Raw genomic sequence first — 16,783 nt, 5'->3', positions numbered from 1 at the left:
ACGAGTATATTGATTGACTTTCACAAAGTTTTTCACGACTTTAACCATTTGAACTCCTCCAATTTTGTTTTAAATAAAAAAGGCTGCCAGCCGGCAACCTCATTTCGTTAATCCCTTTTGTTTCAAAGTCTCTTTCTGCAACTTTCCTTTGCTTGTGACATAGTTGTTTTTGAACCAAGCGACCAACGTCGTGACGATTGTAAAAATCGTGGAGCCGGCCAAATACAAAGCGTCGGCCAACGTATTGACCTGATCCTCGCTGATCGGCAAAGCTGATTTTCCAAACATGATCAATGTCTGGTTTACCAATGCAACAAAAAGAAGCACCGTCCTGATGACCGTGCCTTTGTCTAAGTTTTTCATATTGTGTTTACCTCCTTATTTCTGCAGTAGATTATAAAAAACAGCGATTGCGCCGCCAATGATGCCGGTGCTGACCGCTGTAATGATCGCGCCGGTGATACTGCGCTTGATCCAAGTTGTGTTTTCCTCGATCTTGTTCAGCTTTTCATTGATAGAGATAATCTGCTGATCATGGCGTTCAGAAGTTCTTTCCAGGGTGCTGACACGTTTCTCAAGCGTTTTTTGATCCGCCTTGATCTCTTTAATCTCTTTCTGAAAAACTTCGTATTCGTTTGTTTGCGACATCTCCCTTAATCCTCCCGTTCTCACATCGTTTTCACCTCCTCCGAGGCAAAATAAAAACACCGTTTTTTACGGCGTGATCTTACAAGAAATGAGTAACCACAAGGTTTTTAATTTTCACGTCTGTTTCTCCGTTATTGGTCAACATAAGTCGCGGAGAGGCAGCTAATAAATCAACCTTCTGAGCGTCTCGGTCATTATTTTCTAATACAATGACATCTTCATAACCCTTCAGGGTATAGTTGCTTGTTCCCGGGATGATGTAAGTCATGCGAACACTCAGATTCGTCTTTTCATAAAGATAAATCGCGAGTCCAAGCTGATGACCTGCCGATCGATTGAGGTTATGAAAGAAAAGGGAATTCAAAGTCAAAAGGAATTAGCTGAGTTGGTTGGTACTACAGAGGCAACAATAAGCAGATTTAAAACGAATAACAGATATGACATCACAACATTATTTATTATTAGTAGAGGATTAAACGTGCCTATAGAGTATGTTAAGGAGATTAAAGACGAACAGTAAACCATATAGTGCGGTAGGGCATGAAAAAGCGCATATAAAGAAAAAAGCCCGTCTCTGGTGAGCGGGCTATTATTCTATCATCGAGTACACAACTCATCTTTACATTCTTCTTTAGGTTCAGCATCCACGGTATATGACAATATTTCTTTATTTCCCGGATCATACAAACCTTCAAACTCTTTATCTCCGTTCGTATGTCCCTCTACTGTTATACCTCCCATTGGATTAATATAATAATCATCGGAAAAGTGGATATTATCAACATCTTTATAATTGGTTTTTAAAAACTTTTCCATATGATTCTGAGCTTCTTCAAATAAAGCAATCTCTTTTTCTTTTTGATCGTGCTGATGCTTCATAAAAAATCCCCCAACTGCTATAATTATTAAAATAAGGATAATTATGTACTTTTTCATTTGAAAATCAACCCTTTCTTATCCTATTTTACAAAAATAAAGAGGCGATGTATATGAGCGACAAGATAAAAGTTCCAAAAATAACAGATAAAACTTATTATACGCTAAGTCAAGAATCTTACAATCGCGATAGATTAGATAGTAAGTTAAAGACAGGGAAACCAATACAAACAGATCAAAAAACCTATTGGTTTGTCGAAAAGATTAAGAGAGACCATGATACAGGACTAGATGCCGTAGTTTTTTCCCAGGGCAAAAAAACTGAAGGTGGTAAGTGGGTAAAATCAGATAACCCTAAAAATGTCGTCGTAGCCTTCGCAGGAACTGATCCTAAAAGCCAATTCTTTCAAGATGTTGTTGACGCTGACGGCGGTAACGTTGTTATGGGTCTTGATCCGAAAAAGAAATCGCAATACATAATCGAAAAAGATGCGAAGGATACATCAAAAACAATAGGAAAATACAACGCAACCCCCTCACAAGACGCGATGCTTAGCACCGGTAAATACAAATTAATTACGAAAACGTCCCAAATCGGGCAAGCTGACGATCTGGTACGGGAAGTTAAACAAAAGTATAAAGGCACCTCGACGGTTATTTCAACAACCGGACACTCTCTTGGCGGCGCAGAGGCTGAATACAGCGCTGTGAACAATGATATATGCGCAGTCGCATTCAACAATCCTTCCGTCGTTAAATTGCATGCTGAAGAAAAGCAAAAGGAGATCCGAAGCGGCAAATATGACTCGTCTGTAAAAGCGATTGTCAATCCGGATGATATGACTGGTTCCGGCTGGTGGGATGAGTACGAACGACACGCAGGCAGAACAATATATACCAAAGACCCCTCTACTTCGCGTGTGGAACGACAAATACGACTAGATCCGAAGTATAACGGCGGTATATTTGGCACAGTGTTTAATGTCGCTGTAGACTACATTGCTACGACAGCAATGGGAATGCCGGATACACACGGACTCAACAAAGGCAACTTTACCTTCGACGAAAACGGCAATGTTCAAAATATAGAGGGCGATGAGCTCGTATACGATAAAAATTTAAAAGCAATGCTTCCACCGGAAGTTGCATCCGGAAGTGGCGCAATTAAAGTAACACCCGAAGTCGCTAAGCAGCTCGCGCAAAAAGTAAATGCGATGATCAACGATCTCCGGACGATGAAACGGGAAGCCGAAAACGCTTATCAGGAACACGACGCCGAGATCAACGACCTGAAACATGATACCTACCGTCAAGTCGGTCACGGTTTATACGACAAGCTGACGCTTGACGATGTAAACAATACGCTGAATAACCTGGCGCAGTCGTTTGACAAAAAAGGCAATCCGCTCTTTTACGATGTTCATGCCGAAAAAGCGTACATCGCCTCATTACAAAATACGATTTCAGATTTAGAAGACATCAGCGGGTACCTTGCGCAGATCGCAAAAGATTTTAAATCGAAAGATAAAATGCTGGCAAACTGGCTTAAGCTTTAGGAGATGACATAATGGAAAATTTCAATAAACTCGCCTCACTCAACAACTTAAACGGTGATCAAGAAGATACGCTCCTCATACGGCGCAATCAGCTTCAAATGCTGAAAACGGGCATGAGGGTATCAGCCGCAACGAAGCTTGAAGGCATTAAAACGACACTAAGACCGAAGTTTAAGATAGACGATATACAAAAAGAAATGAACAGCGTCTATTCATCGCTTCTCTACAGCTTCGAAGGAAAAGCGCGGCAGGCGCTCGCTCAGCGAATCAGCCAAAGCGCCCAGCAGCTTATTGCGACAGAAAAGGACGGAGAGAGCTTTGTGAACGGATTTAAGACGAGATAGAGGCGCCAAAATAGGCGTCTTTTTTCGTTAACATACCACTGACTGACCGTTGACTTATAGGATTGCTATCGCCTACCTTTACAGGGTAGAGGTCGCTGGTTCGAGCCCAGTCGGAATCATACCGAATCGAACGGCAGGAAAACGTTGATTTTCAACGGATTTTCTGCCGTTTTTGCGTTTGATTTTTTCCATTCTTACCTCTCATACTCTATATGTCTTCATTCAACAAAAAACAGTCGCTGATCGAAAGAGTTATGGTAAAATATTGTTTGTACAAAGTTCGGGCTCACTCAAGGGAAGTTGGCTCATCCCCTATGAAAGGGGGTGAGGCTTATGACAGCATACGAAACAATCTCGTTAATGATTGCTTTCGGCATGTTAATTGCCGTGTTGTCGAAGAAAGAAAAATAGACTTCCCTTGAGCCCTGGTAATGTTCAAAGGGAAGTCTATATTTAAAATGACTGAGCCAAGCCCTTGTTGGGCCGCTTTGTACAATCGACTCGACTGTTGGCGCAGTCGGGTCTTTTTTATTTTATGCATTTCTTTTAAAAAAATACACCTGAACGTTTGAGCGATACGTTGATGACGCACCTGTGGTCTTTTTATGATTTTGACAGTCTATCTTCAAATTCATATTACCAATTTCAACCCACTAAATCAACTAATAGTGTCATTCACCTCTCGGGATAAATGAAAATATTCGAGGGTAAACCGTGCTTCTTCTTCCAATGCTTTTGAACAACCACATTATTTTTTCATAATTCACAATATCCAAAATAATCCAAAGTAAGTCGAATTAATCACCTCCAACTCTTTAACATTCAGACGAAAAAATGACTTTTGTTTGATTGTTTTTTAAATATGGATATTTTCTGGGTTTTCCACTTTATTTCAGGACTACAAAACAAGTCCTTTGTCTGATTGAGAGAGACCGAACCCCTGCTAAAATAAAGTGCGTGTTGTTGGGAAATATTTCTCAAAGGGAGGACCGATTGTTAAAGGATATGGAGATTTGAAAGGAGAACAACTGTGGCTAAGACGATTATTTCTGGTTTCATTTTATTTTTTCTGCTTATTTTTTCGGGAGCTGAGCCAACATCAGCGGCTTTTTGGGATACAAAAGGAGACAACGTTATTCATGATCCTTCCATGATTAAAGAAGGAAATACATGGTATACATTCGGTACTGGTATCGGCAATGGAATCCGCGTCATCAAATCGACAGACGGAAAAACGTGGAGCCCAGCGCCAAGTATTTTTACAACTCCATTATCATGGTGGAAAAAGTTCGTGCCAAACCATGAAAAAAACCAATGGGCGCCTGATATCAGCTATTACAATGGTCGCTATTGGCTTTATTATGCGGTATCCGCGTTCGGCTCCAATACTTCGGCGATCGGACTGGCTTCAACAGACCGGATCTCTTCCGGAAATTGGCGCGACGACGGGCTTGTCACCCGGACGACGACCTCGAACAATTATAATGCGATCGACCCTGAGTTAGTCATTGATAAAGAAGGAAATCCGTGGCTGTCCTTCGGCTCGTTTTGGAGCGGCATCAAGCTGACAAAGCTTGATAAAAAAACGATGAAACCTACAGGGAAGGTTTATTCGATCGCATCAAGGCCGAGCCATGGCGGAGCGGTTGAAGCGCCGTCTATCACATATAAAAACGGCTACTATTATTTATTCGTTTCGTTCGATAAATGCTGTCAAGGTGTGAACAGCACGTATAAAATCGCTTACGGCCGCTCAACAAAAATCACGGGACCTTACTATGACAAAAGCGGCAAGAAAATGACGGAAGGCGGAGGCACAATCCTCGACTCCGGAAACGACCAATGGAAGGGCCCGGGCGGCGCAGATATCGTGAACGGCAACATCATCGTCAGACATGGTTATGATGCGCTTGACAATGGAGCGCCTAAGCTGCTGATTAATGATTTATACTGGGATTCCAAAGGCTGGCCGAGGTATTAGCTTTTAAACCGAGCAGAAAAATATCTGCTCGGTTTTTTCTGTTGTTTTAGCAGTCCAGCTTTGCAAGAGCTCCATCCAAAAAAATGTTTAATCTTCCATATCTTCAAAGTATCGATCATTTTGATCAACTTTTTTGATAAATCCCTCTATAGAGTCAGCTATTTTTTTATCAAAAAAGAATACCGATGACTTATCGGTATCATTTAAATCAAGCGTTAAATATACACCTTCATTTACCTCATAAAAAACAAGCCTGTCTTCATCTTCATATATATCATCTAAATCAGGGTCAAATTCGTAAATATCTTCCCTTAAAGTGATATCTGTGATAGTAGCGGGATCTAAAAATCTGTTTATTGCACTTTTATTCCCTCTTATAAACCCGTACCCAATTTCTAAATAAAATTCTCTGAGTTCTTTAGGAAATCGAAAACCAAGTCTATCTTCCGCTTTTATTAGATCGTTTTCTTTTAGCTCATAAAACTCATGATGACTATTTTTTATAAAATTAAATTTGTTCAGCCTCATGAACCTCCTTATAGATGGCATCAGAAACGATTAATTTTCTTCCTGACAAACAACGTTCATACCTTGCTGCTTGATTCCACTATCCGCACCGCTTCTTCCTCTGCGCCATTTTGATAAATAATCAAGCGGGTTGCGACACCATCCTCCAAAATAAATTCCACTTCAACAGACAATGACCTGAGGAAAAAGCGCGTTTCCGAAGCTGGAAATAATTCAAAACGGATCTGTCCGGTGATTTGCATATAAAGCCGGTTCTTATCAACTGTCACATCAGCGGCGGTGCCATCCTGAAGTGAATAACTTCCGACATATCTTTTGTAAATGGCCGGATCGATCTCTTTTTTCTTTTTATCGGCAGGGCGATCAGGGATTTTGTAGGCCTTGTCAAACAGGATATTTTCAACGGCTTCAAAGATGGCCTGTTCATATTCATCATCCTGTTCCACATTGCTCAAATAAATGAAGGTTTTTCGTTGATCGATATATCGGATCATTACGGTTGAATAGCCTGGCCAGCCGCCGCTGTGACCGACAATTCGCCCTGTTTCAGGACTGTCCCGAAGCACCCATCCACACCCGTAATCTACAGACTCTCCGTTTTTCAGAGACGCGGGAGTAAAAGCAAGCTCTTTTGAGACTTGATTGATCAAACAATCTGTATATAAGGCCTGGTCAAACAAATATAAGTCATGAATGGTTGAGTTTACGGTTCCGTCCCCCTGAATCCCGTCAAGATAGGAGACATATTTTGTTTCTTCAACATCATCAGGCAGAACGTACTGTTCTGTATGCACGTCATACACATATCCATACGCATAGTTCTCAATGGTTTCAGGTTGAAGCCTTCTGTTATACACCCTTGAGTTCCGCATTTCCACCGGTTCAAAGATATTTTTTTTCATATATTCGGCAAAACTCAGACCGGATGCCTTTTCAATGATAACCGCAAGCAGCACATATCCCGTATTGCTGTACAGCCAACCTTCACCCGGGGCAAAATAGCGTTGCGGCTGATGATTCATCAGCATATCAACGATATCTTGATTAACAGCAATCTTGTTATGATCCCAATGTTGTAAAAACCACTCCATATAATCGGGCAGACCCGCCGTATGTGTCAACAAATCGTGAATCGTTATGCCTTGATAAGGAAATCCGGTTATCCACCGTTCTACGGGATCCTCAATATTCAATACCCCTTGCTGTGCTAATTGACGGATGCCCAAAGCAGTGAACGGCTTGGATAGCGATGCTAATTCAAATAAGGAATCCTCCTGCAATAAACGCTTATCTGCCAAGTTTGCATAACCGAAGGCGCCTTGAAAAAGAATGTCTCCGTCTTCAGCGACTAATACCGCCGCGTTGATCTGCTTTTTTTCATTTAACACACTAAACAGGTTAACAAGTTGTTCTCTTTTTTTCTGTTTCACTTTTCCACCTCCCTTTCTTTATACGCATATGGAAATAAGAGGTTTCAACTAAAAAAAGACAAGACTGCTTCTTGTCTTTGAAATCGCTAGTCTACAATTCTAATAAGTTTCAACATCCTTTTCGCAAGTCACTCATTGATCTACGGTGCGACTCATTAGCCCCAGCACAAACGAATGTCAAATCGATTTTTGATTTCGGCGAAAAAATGTTGCAAACAGCAATAAAACGTTGCTCAAAAGACTTGCCGCCCCTAACCAGACGAGCCATTCCGCCTTTGTCCCCCAGGAATATCCAATGATGATCAGAGCAATGCAGCTTGAGAAAAAGGGTCCTGTCCTGTCTAATTTTGTGCCGCGGCGAATGGTTTCCTTTGTCTGCAGGAATTTATCTTTTGCATGATAGAGCTTCTCCTTTCCTTTGATTTTAAAAGTTGTTGCTTTTACATAAAGATTATTTTTCATCATTTTCTCCTCCGTAGCGGCGTTTCTCAAATTCTCCGAGAATCTTTTCTGTATCTAATGAATTTCCTACGCCAAGCTGAATGTTTGCATTCTCCTCAAAGCCGTCTTGTTCTTCACCGTCAAAACGGTAAAGCTTTTGCAGCAGCCACCAAAATGTCGCAACCTCTTCGGCAGCAAACTGCTGAAACAAGTCAGCCAAGAAATAGACGGACCTTTCGGAACAATCCACCAGCGCTTTCTTTCCTTCAGCGGTCATTTCAATATTAATAGAGCGTTTGTCTTTTTGATTTGGCACTGATTTAACATAACCTTTTTTGATCAGACCTGTCATCAGCTTGTTGGCGGTCTGTTTGGTTGTGCCAAGCTTTTTGGAGATATTCGTAAGCGTGGCAGTTTCAGTCGGCAAATGCGCGATGGCGATGAGTGCCATGTGTTGCCTCGAAGTTAATATTTCCATGTATTCATCACCTCGGGTTTGCACCTTATTGACAACTGAAAACAATGTCGCATAGCTTTGCTGCATCAAATGTAATTCGTTGATTAAGCTGTTGGTATCCATTTGTTCTCTCCTTTGAATATAGTCAACATGCTGACGAATATACAATACTCTTACTCGTTAATTTTGTCAACATGGTGACTATTTTTTCGTGATTGATCAATTGGACATTCCGTTTTACACTATTTAATTATCTGATAATTAAAAATATAGGATGAGAATAGGGGGAATATAATGAATTCTTCACTCATTTCAGCGGATGATGCATGGATGCTTTGGGGGTTTATTGCGGTGTGGGCGGCGGTGAGTATTTATTTGGAGCAGCGGTATCGCTGGGCTGCGGCAGTATCGGGGGCTGTACTGGCGCTGGGCGGATCAATGCTGTTTACGAATGCGGGGATTCTTCCGGCCGAGTCGCCCGTCTATGATGCGGTGTGGTCCTATGTTGTTCCGCTTGCGATACCTTTGCTGCTTTTTCAAATCAATGTGCGGAAGATCCTGAAAGAAAGCGGCAGGCTTTTGATGATCTTTTGCATCAGCGCCCTGGGCACTGCTGCCGGAAGCGTGATTGCTTTTTTTCTGTTTAAGCAGCAGATTCCGCACCTTGAGAAAATCGGCGGGATGATCAGTGCCTCTTATATCGGCGGAGGCGTGAATTTTGCGGCGATGGCCGCGAAGTTCTCAACTCCCGGTGAATATGTATCATCGACGGTGGTTGCGGATAATTTTATGATGGCTCTTCTTTTTTTCATTTTAATGGGGATACCGGCGCTTAAATGGTTTCAAAAGCGCTTTGGCGTTCCTGAAGAGACGGCCGGCAGCAAAAATCAGGCGGAAGCCTATTGGAAAAGAAAAGAGATGTCCTTGCAGGACATTGCTTTAAACATCGGAACCGCCTTCGCGATCGTTGCTGTGTCTGTAAAAACAGCGGCCTTTTTCAAAGAGCGTTTTTCTTCTGACGGCGGGTTTCAGTTTCTTGCCTTTATCTTGGGTGACCAGTTCCTGCAGCTGACGACGCTGACAATTTTGCTGACAATCGCCTTTCCCCGCTATTTTGAACGGCTGCGCGGCACACAGGAAATCGGGACTTATTTGATTTACTTATTCTTTGTGGTGATCGGCATTCCGGCAGACTTGCGGATCATTCTCATGAACGCACCGCTCCTTTTGGCATTTGTGTTTGTGGTTGCCATGTCCAACCTGCTCGTAACGCTTGCCGCAGGAAAGCTGTTGCGTTTTCGGCTCGAGGAAATTCTCTTGGCCTGCAACGCATCTGTCGGCGGTCCGACAACAGCGGCGGCGATGGCGATCGCCAAAGGCTGGCAGAGCCTCGTCGCTCCGGTTATGCTGGTCGGGACGTTCGGATATCTGATCGGCAATTATGTCGGCACCCTCTTGGGCACATGGTTTTCTACCCTGGTTTAAACGCAAAAAAAGCCGCAGATTCCCTGAAGAGTCTGCGGCTTCTTTTATGATCGGGCGAACGCTCCGGATACGGCTTCCAATGCACGGGCAAAATCGGCCTGCAAATCATCGGCATGTTCCACACCGACGCTCAGCCGCAGAAGGCCGTCGGTAATCCCCCGTTTTTCCCGCTCTTCTTTCGGCATAGCGGCGTGTGACATTTTTGCCGGATAGGAAAGGATCGACTCCACAGCGCCGAGACTGACGGCAAAGACCGGAAGAGAGACGCGTTCCACAATCTTTTTCACGGCTTCTGCATTCTCCAGCTCGAACGAAAGGACGGCGCCGGCGCCATATGACTGGTGCCTGTGAACTGACGCACCCGGATGCGAAGACAGCCCCGGATAATACACTTGTTTGACGGCCGGATGCTTTTCAAAAAATTCAGCGAGCTGCTGAGCTGTTCGAGATGCTTTTTCAAGCCGAACCTGCAGTGTTTTCAGCCCTCTCAGCACAAGCCAGCAGTCTTGGACGCCGAGAACAGCGCCGAACGAATTTTGCAGCTTATAAAGTTCTTCCCCGAGCTTTTTGTCTTTCACAACGGCAAGTCCTGATAATACGTCGCTGTGTCCGCTTAAAAACTTCGTCGCGCTGTGTAGCACAACATCGACGCCGAGCTCGAGCGGCCGCTGCAGCGCCGGGGTCATAAACGTGTTGTCAAGAAACGTCAGACAGCCGTGCGCCTTGGCAAGCTTGACGACGCCTCTGATATCCGTAATGCCGAGCGTCGGATTTGACGGTGTTTCAAGGTAGATGACTTTTGTATTTTCCCTTATGTTTAAAGCAATTTCATTTAAATCCGTCATATCGACGAAAGTATGTTCAATCCCGAAGCGGCTCAGCACTTCCGTAATCATCCGGTAAGTGCCGCCGTACACATCTTTTGTGACAAGCACGTGATCGCCCTTTGACAAAAGCAGAAAGGCGGTGGAAATCGCGGCCATTCCGGATGAAAAAGCAAATCCCCTCGTCCCTCCCTCAAGCTCGGCTATCGTGTCTTCAAGCGCCGTTCTTGTCGGTGTTCCTGACCGGCTGTAGTCATATTCGCCGAATTTGTCAAAAGAGCCTTGATGAAAGGTTGAGGCGTGCTGGATCGGCACGCTGACGGCTCCGGTTGCTCCGTCCGTTTTATTTTGGTTATGAACAAGCCGTGTTTCAAGCGTCCAGTTTTCATGACTCATGCGGAACCGCCTCCCCTTTTACTTTTTCCAGCGCAGCTTTTAGATCCTGCTTTAAATCGGAGACGTGTTCGATTCCGACTGAAAAGCGCAGAAGTCTGTTGCAGACGCCGTTTGCAATTCGGATGTCTTCCGGGATATCCATATGGGTCTGTGTCGCCGGATAGGTGATGAAGCTTTCGACTCCGCCGAGGCTTTCGGCGAAACAGATCGTCTTGAGATTTTTCAGCAACGGATTAACCCATTCTTCTTTTTGAACGCGGAATGACAGCATGCCGCCTTTTCCCGGATAAAGAACATCGGCAATTTCCTCCTGCTCTTCCAAAAAGGCCGCAAGTTCCCGCGCGTTTTCCTGATGCTGTCTCATCCTGAGAGCGAGCGTCTTCATCCCTCTCATTAAGAGCCATGAATCGAACGGCGATAAAACCGCGCCGATGGCGTTTTGGTGCTGGAACATTTCCTCAGACAGCTCTTCGCCTTTTGCAACGACAAGCCCCGCCAAAAGATCGTTATGACCGCCCAAATACTTCGTCGCGCTGTGAATGACAAGATCAGCGCCGAGCTCAATCGGCTTTTGCAGAACCGGTGTATAGAACGTATTGTCAACAATGAGCAGCAAGTCGTGCTCTTTGGCGATTTGCGCGATTTTTTGAATATCAGCTTCCTGCATGAGCGGATTTGTCGGCGTTTCTACAAACAGTGCCTTTGTATTGTTCGTGATTTTCGACTTGATACAGTCTTCGTCTGAAAAATCGTCGTAGAAAAAGCGAAGTCCGTATTTCTTCCATTCGTTTTCAAAAAGGCGGTACGTTCCCCCATATAAATCGGACGAAACGATGAGCTCATCCCCGCTTTGAAACAGAGCCATGATCGTCTGAATGGCAGCCATACCGGAACTGAACGCAAAGCCGCGCGTTCCCCCTTCGAGTTTCGCGATTGCATCTTCAACAAGCTGTCTTGTCGGATTTTTTGTGCGAATGTAATCAAACCCTGTGGATTCCCCGATCCCTTTGTGCCTGTACGCAGAAGAGAAATAAACGGGAGGATTGACAGTTCCCGTTATTTCATCACTGCGGTTGCCGATTTGCGCCAGCGTTGTTTGTACATGTTCAGTCATATGACACCATCCTTTTAAAAATAAAAAACCCCTTCTTCATAAGAAGAAGGGGGATTATGCGCTTCTTCTTATCTTCCAAGCATCTGCTTGCTGGATTTAGCACCTTGGTACACTGACATCGTCAGTGCAGACCGGTTGCTGAGGTTTCAAAGGGCCAGTCCCTCCACCTCTCGTGATAAGAATCTCTTCAATTTTCTGATTGTTCTTTACTTTAACCTAAGTCAAGACATTTTTCAAGGGTCATTTTTAAATCTTTCCTCATATTGAACATGGTATGATGAAACCAAACGACGGAACCGGAGGAATCAGATGCCAAAAACAGAGCGATTAATCGAATTGATGATGACCGTTCATACAAAACGAAAATTTACGGCCGGGGAGCTCGCAGCAGAATTCGGGGTTTCCTACCGCACGATTCTCCGCGATCTGGACGAGCTGAGCGCGCTCGGCGTCCCGATCTATTCTGAAACAGGCGCGAACGGAGGCTATTATTTGCTGAATGAACCTGTGCTTCCGCCGCTCTTTTTTACACAATCAGAGGCGGCGGCTATGTTTTTCGCGTATCAATCTCTGCAGTTTTTCGGATCGCTTCCCTTTGATGCGGAAACGCGGATGGTTTTAAAAAAGTTCTACCGCCACCTTCCCGTGGAAACACAGGAGCGGATTGATGCGATGAAAGACAGAATCGTGTTCTGGAATCCGCATCGTCCAAAAGCCGCCGAACATTTAGAAACGCTTCTTGATGCAGCCATCAATCAATCCGTTTTGACGGTCGTTTATGACGGAACAGACGATTGCGCGGAGAGATCCATCCAGCCCATCGGCTTGTTCAGCTGGAACGGCTTCTGGTACTGTCCGGCCTATTGCTTTAAAAGGCAGGCGTTCAGACTGTTCCGCGCCGACCGCATCCTTCGGGCGGAAAAAGCGGCCAGCCCGCTGGCCCGCCAGCTTCCCTATCGATCGGTTCTCAGCTGGATCAAACATTCGGAGAGCGAGTGCTCTGAACCGGTGCGGCTGCAAGCGGAACTGACACGCAGAGGAGCCAGGCGGGCTGCGGCTGATGTGGACTTATTCAAGATCCTCACCATGCGGGATGACGGGACGGGGGCGATCGATGCAAACCTCCCCAGACCAGAACTTGAGTATTTCGGGGAACTTTTGTGGAACCTCGGCACTGAGGCAACTGTCAAAGAACCCGCGGAAATCAAGCTTCAGCTGAAACGAAAGGCTTCTGACATTTTAGCAAGGTACGACTGACTTTTTTTTTAGAATCGTGACAAAGCCTGTCAGGATTAGGTGATACTTTTAGAATAATGCCAAATGGAAAGGATGAAGCAAATGAATCAAGTTCAAGCCCTGCGGAGCGATTTGTTCCACGAGATGGAGACGGGCATCCGCTCCACGTGTCATCTTCTGAAAAAAGTGAAGGAATCTGACTGGTCTTACCGGCCCGCCGACCGCATGCGAAGCCTGAAAGAACTGGCAAGCCATCTGACGGCCATCCCAGAAGCCGACATGGCTATCATGCAGGAAAAGGAAGAGGCCGCCATCTCCCGAATTGAAAAGAAGTATAGTGCATTGCAGTCGGCTGACCAAATGGCTGAAGCGATGCAGAAAGGATTCGCCGCTTTTCAAACGTATATGACTTCCCTCTCCGACGAGGAATTTTTGACGAAAAAAACAAAGCCGTTTTACCTTGATGAAGGGATGACCCAAAGCCGCTGGCTGACGGAAACGCTCACCCACGTCTTCCATCACAGGGCCCAGCTGTTTAATTATTTAAAACAGCTCGGCTATGACGTCAACATGTTCGATCTGTATCTTTAAAAGGTGTTCATATGAAGCTGCCTCTGACAAAAAAAGAACGGTCAAACTTAAGGACAGCCAAGGTAAAAATAAAAAACACGGCATATATGGATCTGTCCGTCCTTGCACATACGCTCGGTTCGTCTTTGGAGCGCGCCGCATACATCAAGGCGCTCGCCCAGTTTCAAACCGCTCCTTCCATCGGGCCGAAAATGGCGCAGTGCGCCGTTGACCTGGGCTACTATTCCCTTGGCGACATCAAGCATGAATCAGGTGCGGATTTGATCATCCGCCTCGAAAAACTGAAAGGCTACTGGGAAGATCCTTGTGCAGAAGATGCGCTGCGATGCATCGTCCATTACGCCAACGATCCCGAAAGCGCTAAAAGCTGGTGGGATTTCACAGAGGAAAGAAAAATGTACCGCGAACGCTGCGGATACCCTCCGGATAGACCGTCAACGCCCTGGTACGAAAAAAAACGGACATAAAAAATCACGGCTGCCGAACAGTTCGGCAGCCCTTTTCGCTTCTTTCACAAGAGAATTTCGTGTTAAAATGAATGGAAACGTTCACAAACATTATTTCTGGAGGAATTCATCTTGGCTATGAAAACAGGAGTCATTCAGGAGAAGAAGCTTTTTTCGGAAGAGCTCGGCGAGGAAATGGAGCTTCTCGTCTATTTGCCGTCATCCTTCTCGCCGCTTTACAAATATCATGTGATCATCGCACAGGATGGACATGACTATTTCCGCCTCGGGCGCATCAGCAGACAGGTGGAAGAACTGCTGGCGAACGGCGAAATCGAAAGAAGCATCATCATCGGCATTCCGTACAAAAACGTACAGGAAAGAAGGCTTACATACCATCCGGAAGGGTCAAAATTCGAAGCGTATAAACGTTTTTTGGCAAATGAACTCGTCCCTTTCGCCGACAGTGAGTACCCGACATACCAAGTCGGATCAGGCAGGACGCTGATCGGAGACTCGCTCGGAGGAACGGTTTCCCTCATGACGGCGCTTGACTATCCGAATATGTTCGGAAACGTCATTATGCAGTCACCTTATGTCGACCGCCATGTTCTCGATAAAGTGAAACAGTCCGATTCCCTGCAGCTTATTTCAATTTGCCACCAAATCGGAGAGAAAGAAACCGCCGTCAAAACGACTGATGATCAAATTTTGGATTTCACCGGTCCAAATGAGCAATTAAAAGAATTGCTTGAAGAAAAGCAGACAAACTACGATTTCAAAGCTTTCGACGGGGATCACAAGTGGACATACTGGCAGCCGCTCATCACCCCCGCTTTAAAAAAAATGCTGTAGCTCTCTGTATATCGGCCCATCTTTGATATACTAAACCATATCAATTGTTTAAGGAGGGAACAAAATGAAATACGGTATTGTGCTATTTCCATCAAAAAAACTTCAGGACATTGCAAATTCCTACCGAAAACGCTATGACCCGAATTACGCTTTAATTCCGCCCCACCTTACATTAAGAACACCTTTTGAAGTGTCCGAAGACGAGATCGCGAGCGTCGTAGGACACCTGAGGGAACTTTCAAAAGAGCTGAAACCGGTCACGCTGAAGATTACAAAATTCAGTTCCTTTGCCCCTGTCAATAATGTCATCTACATGAAAGCCGAACCGACAGAAGAATTGACGCAGCTTCATGAAAAAATGTACAGCGGCGTTTTGGAAGACAAACCCGAATATGCGTTTGTTCCCCATGTCACAGTCGCACAAAAGCTGTCAGATGATGAGCATTCCGACGTCCTCGGCACGCTGAAAATGAGAGACGCGTCCCACGAAGAAGTCATCGACCGCTTTCACCTGCTTTACCAATTGGACAACGGATCTTGGACCGTCTATGAAACTTTTATTTTAGGAGCGTGAAGAAAGCCAGTGGAAGCCGTCATTGTGAAGAATCAACAACAGCTTGAAGACGCCTTCTTTGTTAGAAAGGAAGTCTTTATCAAGGAGCAGCACGTATCACCGGAAGAAGAAATGGATCATCTCGATCAGGAATCTTCACATCTCGTCATCTATGACGGAAAAGAGCCGATCGGCGCTGGCCGGCTACGGCTTGTCGACGGCTATGGCAAACTTGAACGAATCTGTGTACTGAAAAGCCACCGCTCCCTCGGCATCGGCAACCTGATCATTCAGGCGCTTGAAGAGGAAGCCGCCAAGCAAGGCGCGGTTCAATTCATGCTGAACGCGCAGACACAGGCTGTTCCCTTTTACGAAAAACACGGCTATAAAGTCGTGTCTGAAGAATTTTTAGATGCGAATATCCCCCATGTCAAAATGGTCAAAAAGTAACCGTTCCGCTTTTTAAGCGGAACGGTTTTTTCTTTTCCTCCAGAAAACATTTCATAGTTTGTTCATCTTTTGTTTATCGTTTATTCAACATTGTCTATTAAAGTTGTTTCTAAGCTTTTACGAAGCCCTACACAAAATAGACGGGAGGTAAACAGCCGAATGCCGTTATGAACAAAAAAAACATCACCACACTCGCCCGTTTCGGGATAGTCGGAGCCGGAAACACACTCGTTGATTTCGCCGTGTTTTTCATCCTTACGTCCCTCCGCGTCCCCTATCTGGCCGCACAGCTGTTTTCCTATTCGGCAGGCGTAGCAAACAGCTATATCTGGAATCGGACATGGACGTTTCAAGTAAAGGAAAAAGCGCATGGCGCGGAAATCGTCCGGTTTATCATAATCAATCTTGCAGCAGCGGGCGCTACATTTGTCCTTCTGTATATTTTTCACAAAGCCGGCCTTTCCCTTTTTGTCAGCAAAATGTCCGCAACAGTCGCAGGAATGGCGATCAACTTTATCGGAAACAGGCTTTGGGTGTTTCAAAAACCCGGAACAGATTCATAAAAAAGACCA

At 45.0% G+C, this 16,783-nt stretch carries 22 protein-coding genes and 1 riboswitch; of the genes, 13 read left to right on the top strand and 9 right to left on the bottom strand.

What is annotated here, in order from left to right:
• Window positions 1-99: 99 nt before the first annotated feature.
• Both CP943_RS07155 and CP943_RS07150 read right to left on the bottom strand, forming a co-directional pair.
• Window positions 100-363, bottom strand: a complete 264-nt coding sequence (locus CP943_RS07155; protein WP_020450985.1) for a phage holin — start codon at window positions 361-363, stop codon at window positions 100-102.
• Window positions 364-378: 15 nt separating this feature from the next.
• Window positions 379-648, bottom strand: coding sequence for a hemolysin XhlA family protein (locus CP943_RS07150; protein ID WP_020450984.1), 270 nt, complete (start codon window positions 646-648; stop codon window positions 379-381).
• Between the two features lie 319 nt (window positions 649-967).
• Here CP943_RS07150 and CP943_RS07140 point away from each other — a divergent pair, with 319 nt between their 5' ends.
• Window positions 968-1,168, top strand: a complete 201-nt coding sequence (locus tag CP943_RS07140; RefSeq protein WP_020450983.1) for a helix-turn-helix domain-containing protein — start codon at window positions 968-970, stop codon at window positions 1,166-1,168.
• Between the two features lie 77 nt (window positions 1,169-1,245).
• Here CP943_RS07140 and CP943_RS07135 read toward each other — a convergent pair whose 3' ends face one another.
• Window positions 1,246-1,584, bottom strand: coding sequence for a DUF1433 domain-containing protein (locus tag CP943_RS07135; protein ID WP_020450982.1), 339 nt, complete (start codon window positions 1,582-1,584; stop codon window positions 1,246-1,248).
• A gap of 53 nt (window positions 1,585-1,637) precedes the next feature.
• Between CP943_RS07135 and CP943_RS07130 the strand changes: the two genes are divergently transcribed.
• The 4 genes from CP943_RS07130 to CP943_RS07115 all read left to right on the top strand — a co-directional run bounded on the left by CP943_RS07130 (window position 1,638) and on the right by CP943_RS07115 (window position 5,405).
• On the top strand, window positions 1,638-3,080 hold the full coding sequence (locus CP943_RS07130; RefSeq protein WP_035399955.1) for a lipase family protein: 1,443 nt from the start codon (window positions 1,638-1,640) through the stop codon (window positions 3,078-3,080).
• An 11-nt stretch (window positions 3,081-3,091) separates the two neighbouring features.
• A complete protein-coding gene (locus tag CP943_RS07125; RefSeq protein ID WP_026579884.1) occupies window positions 3,092-3,424 on the top strand; it encodes a hypothetical protein in 333 nt (110 codons plus the stop codon).
• 333 nt (window positions 3,425-3,757) lie between these two features.
• Window positions 3,758-3,835, top strand: coding sequence for a putative holin-like toxin (locus CP943_RS22635; protein ID WP_023856690.1), 78 nt, complete (start codon window positions 3,758-3,760; stop codon window positions 3,833-3,835).
• Between the two features lie 619 nt (window positions 3,836-4,454).
• The gene (locus CP943_RS07115) at window positions 4,455-5,405 is read left to right on the top strand and encodes an arabinan endo-1,5-alpha-L-arabinosidase AbnA (RefSeq protein WP_020450979.1); all 951 of its coding nucleotides are present in this window, start codon (window positions 4,455-4,457) and stop codon (window positions 5,403-5,405) included.
• An 87-nt stretch (window positions 5,406-5,492) separates the two neighbouring features.
• Here the strand turns inward: CP943_RS07115 and CP943_RS07110 are convergent, their stop codons facing one another.
• The 4 genes from CP943_RS07110 to CP943_RS07095 form a co-directional block, all read right to left on the bottom strand.
• Entirely contained in the window at window positions 5,493-5,927 is a 435-nt protein-coding gene (locus tag CP943_RS07110) for an SMI1/KNR4 family protein (protein ID WP_026579886.1), read from the bottom strand.
• A gap of 62 nt (window positions 5,928-5,989) precedes the next feature.
• A complete protein-coding gene (locus CP943_RS07105; RefSeq protein ID WP_020450977.1) occupies window positions 5,990-7,363 on the bottom strand; it encodes a serine hydrolase in 1,374 nt (457 codons plus the stop codon).
• Window positions 7,364-7,540: 177 nt separating this feature from the next.
• The gene (locus CP943_RS07100) at window positions 7,541-7,828 is read right to left on the bottom strand and encodes a hypothetical protein (protein WP_224066935.1); all 288 of its coding nucleotides are present in this window, start codon (window positions 7,826-7,828) and stop codon (window positions 7,541-7,543) included.
• Entirely contained in the window at window positions 7,815-8,384 is a 570-nt protein-coding gene (locus CP943_RS07095) for a MarR family winged helix-turn-helix transcriptional regulator (RefSeq protein ID WP_020450976.1), read from the bottom strand. Before CP943_RS07095 ends, CP943_RS07100 begins: the two co-directional genes overlap by 14 nt.
• Window positions 8,385-8,555: 171 nt before the next feature.
• Here CP943_RS07095 and CP943_RS07090 point away from each other — a divergent pair, with 171 nt between their 5' ends.
• On the top strand, window positions 8,556-9,746 hold the full coding sequence (locus tag CP943_RS07090; RefSeq protein WP_026579887.1) for a DUF819 family protein: 1,191 nt from the start codon (window positions 8,556-8,558) through the stop codon (window positions 9,744-9,746).
• A gap of 44 nt (window positions 9,747-9,790) precedes the next feature.
• Here CP943_RS07090 and metC read toward each other — a convergent pair whose 3' ends face one another.
• A complete protein-coding gene (gene metC, locus CP943_RS07085) occupies window positions 9,791-10,966 on the bottom strand; it encodes a cystathionine beta-lyase (RefSeq protein WP_020450974.1) in 1,176 nt (391 codons plus the stop codon).
• Entirely contained in the window at window positions 10,956-12,080 is a 1,125-nt protein-coding gene (locus CP943_RS07080; RefSeq protein WP_003180736.1) for a methionine biosynthesis PLP-dependent protein, read from the bottom strand. The genes metC and CP943_RS07080 overlap by 11 nt, the downstream gene beginning before the upstream one ends.
• Window positions 12,081-12,145: 65 nt before the next feature.
• Window positions 12,146-12,262: riboswitch (SAM riboswitch) on the bottom strand.
• 127 nt (window positions 12,263-12,389) lie between these two features.
• Between CP943_RS07080 and CP943_RS07075 the strand changes: the two genes are divergently transcribed.
• The 7 genes from CP943_RS07075 to CP943_RS07045 all read left to right on the top strand — a co-directional run bounded on the left by CP943_RS07075 (window position 12,390) and on the right by CP943_RS07045 (window position 16,774).
• Complete coding sequence (locus CP943_RS07075; protein ID WP_020450973.1) at window positions 12,390-13,337, top strand: helix-turn-helix transcriptional regulator; 948 nt, start codon at window positions 12,390-12,392, stop codon at window positions 13,335-13,337.
• Between the two features lie 81 nt (window positions 13,338-13,418).
• Window positions 13,419-13,907 carry a DinB family protein gene (locus tag CP943_RS07070; RefSeq protein WP_020450972.1) on the top strand — a complete coding sequence of 163 codons (489 nt, stop codon included), beginning with the start codon at window positions 13,419-13,421 and terminating at the stop codon, window positions 13,905-13,907.
• An 11-nt stretch (window positions 13,908-13,918) separates the two neighbouring features.
• On the top strand, window positions 13,919-14,374 hold the full coding sequence (locus CP943_RS07065; RefSeq protein WP_003180732.1) for a helix-hairpin-helix domain-containing protein: 456 nt from the start codon (window positions 13,919-13,921) through the stop codon (window positions 14,372-14,374).
• Window positions 14,375-14,485: 111 nt separating this feature from the next.
• Entirely contained in the window at window positions 14,486-15,208 is a 723-nt protein-coding gene (locus tag CP943_RS07060) for an esterase family protein (RefSeq protein WP_003180731.1), read from the top strand.
• 64 nt (window positions 15,209-15,272) lie between these two features.
• Window positions 15,273-15,782 (top strand): YjcG family protein, encoded by a 510-nt coding sequence (locus tag CP943_RS07055; protein WP_003180728.1) that lies wholly within the window; start codon window positions 15,273-15,275, stop codon window positions 15,780-15,782.
• A gap of 9 nt (window positions 15,783-15,791) precedes the next feature.
• Entirely contained in the window at window positions 15,792-16,211 is a 420-nt protein-coding gene (locus CP943_RS07050; RefSeq protein ID WP_003180726.1) for a GNAT family N-acetyltransferase, read from the top strand.
• A 167-nt stretch (window positions 16,212-16,378) separates the two neighbouring features.
• Window positions 16,379-16,774 carry a GtrA family protein gene (locus tag CP943_RS07045; RefSeq protein ID WP_026579888.1) on the top strand — a complete coding sequence of 132 codons (396 nt, stop codon included), beginning with the start codon at window positions 16,379-16,381 and terminating at the stop codon, window positions 16,772-16,774.
• Window positions 16,775-16,783 lie beyond the last annotated feature (9 nt).

It is taken from the genome of Bacillus paralicheniformis, from assembly GCF_002993925.1.
Classification (GTDB): Bacteria; Bacillota; Bacilli; order Bacillales; family Bacillaceae; genus Bacillus; species Bacillus paralicheniformis.
The sequence above is the reverse complement of the archived record's forward strand: the minus strand, read 5'-3'. Positions and strand labels throughout refer to the sequence as shown.

Bases quoted from the DNA above. Each gene is read 5' to 3' on its own strand.
- CP943_RS07080 (WP_003180736.1), bottom strand. From the start codon at position 12,080: ATGACTGAACATGTACAAACAACGCTGGCGCAAATCGGCAACCGCAGT.
- CP943_RS07100 (WP_224066935.1), bottom strand. From the start codon at position 7,828: ATGATGAAAAATAATCTTTATGTAAAAGCAACAACTTTTAAAATCAAA.
- CP943_RS07125 (WP_026579884.1), top strand. From the start codon at position 3,092: ATGGAAAATTTCAATAAACTCGCCTCACTCAACAACTTAAACGGTGAT.
- CP943_RS07155 (WP_020450985.1), bottom strand. From the start codon at position 363: ATGAAAAACTTAGACAAAGGCACGGTCATCAGGACGGTGCTTCTTTTT.
- CP943_RS07065 (WP_003180732.1), top strand. From the start codon at position 13,919: ATGAAGCTGCCTCTGACAAAAAAAGAACGGTCAAACTTAAGGACAGCC.
- CP943_RS07055 (WP_003180728.1), top strand. From the start codon at position 15,273: ATGAAATACGGTATTGTGCTATTTCCATCAAAAAAACTTCAGGACATT.
- metC (WP_020450974.1), bottom strand. From the start codon at position 10,966: ATGAGTCATGAAAACTGGACGCTTGAAACACGGCTTGTTCATAACCAA.
- CP943_RS07095 (WP_020450976.1), bottom strand. From the start codon at position 8,384: ATGGATACCAACAGCTTAATCAACGAATTACATTTGATGCAGCAAAGC.
- CP943_RS07045 (WP_026579888.1), top strand. From the start codon at position 16,379: ATGAACAAAAAAAACATCACCACACTCGCCCGTTTCGGGATAGTCGGA.
- CP943_RS07075 (WP_020450973.1), top strand. From the start codon at position 12,390: ATGCCAAAAACAGAGCGATTAATCGAATTGATGATGACCGTTCATACA.
- CP943_RS07135 (WP_020450982.1), bottom strand. From the start codon at position 1,584: ATGAAAAAGTACATAATTATCCTTATTTTAATAATTATAGCAGTTGGG.
- CP943_RS07150 (WP_020450984.1), bottom strand. From the start codon at position 648: ATGTCGCAAACAAACGAATACGAAGTTTTTCAGAAAGAGATTAAAGAG.
- CP943_RS07130 (WP_035399955.1), top strand. From the start codon at position 1,638: ATGAGCGACAAGATAAAAGTTCCAAAAATAACAGATAAAACTTATTAT.
- CP943_RS07070 (WP_020450972.1), top strand. From the start codon at position 13,419: ATGAATCAAGTTCAAGCCCTGCGGAGCGATTTGTTCCACGAGATGGAG.
- CP943_RS22635 (WP_023856690.1), top strand. From the start codon at position 3,758: ATGACAGCATACGAAACAATCTCGTTAATGATTGCTTTCGGCATGTTA.
- CP943_RS07090 (WP_026579887.1), top strand. From the start codon at position 8,556: ATGAATTCTTCACTCATTTCAGCGGATGATGCATGGATGCTTTGGGGG.
- CP943_RS07140 (WP_020450983.1), top strand. From the start codon at position 968: ATGACCTGCCGATCGATTGAGGTTATGAAAGAAAAGGGAATTCAAAGT.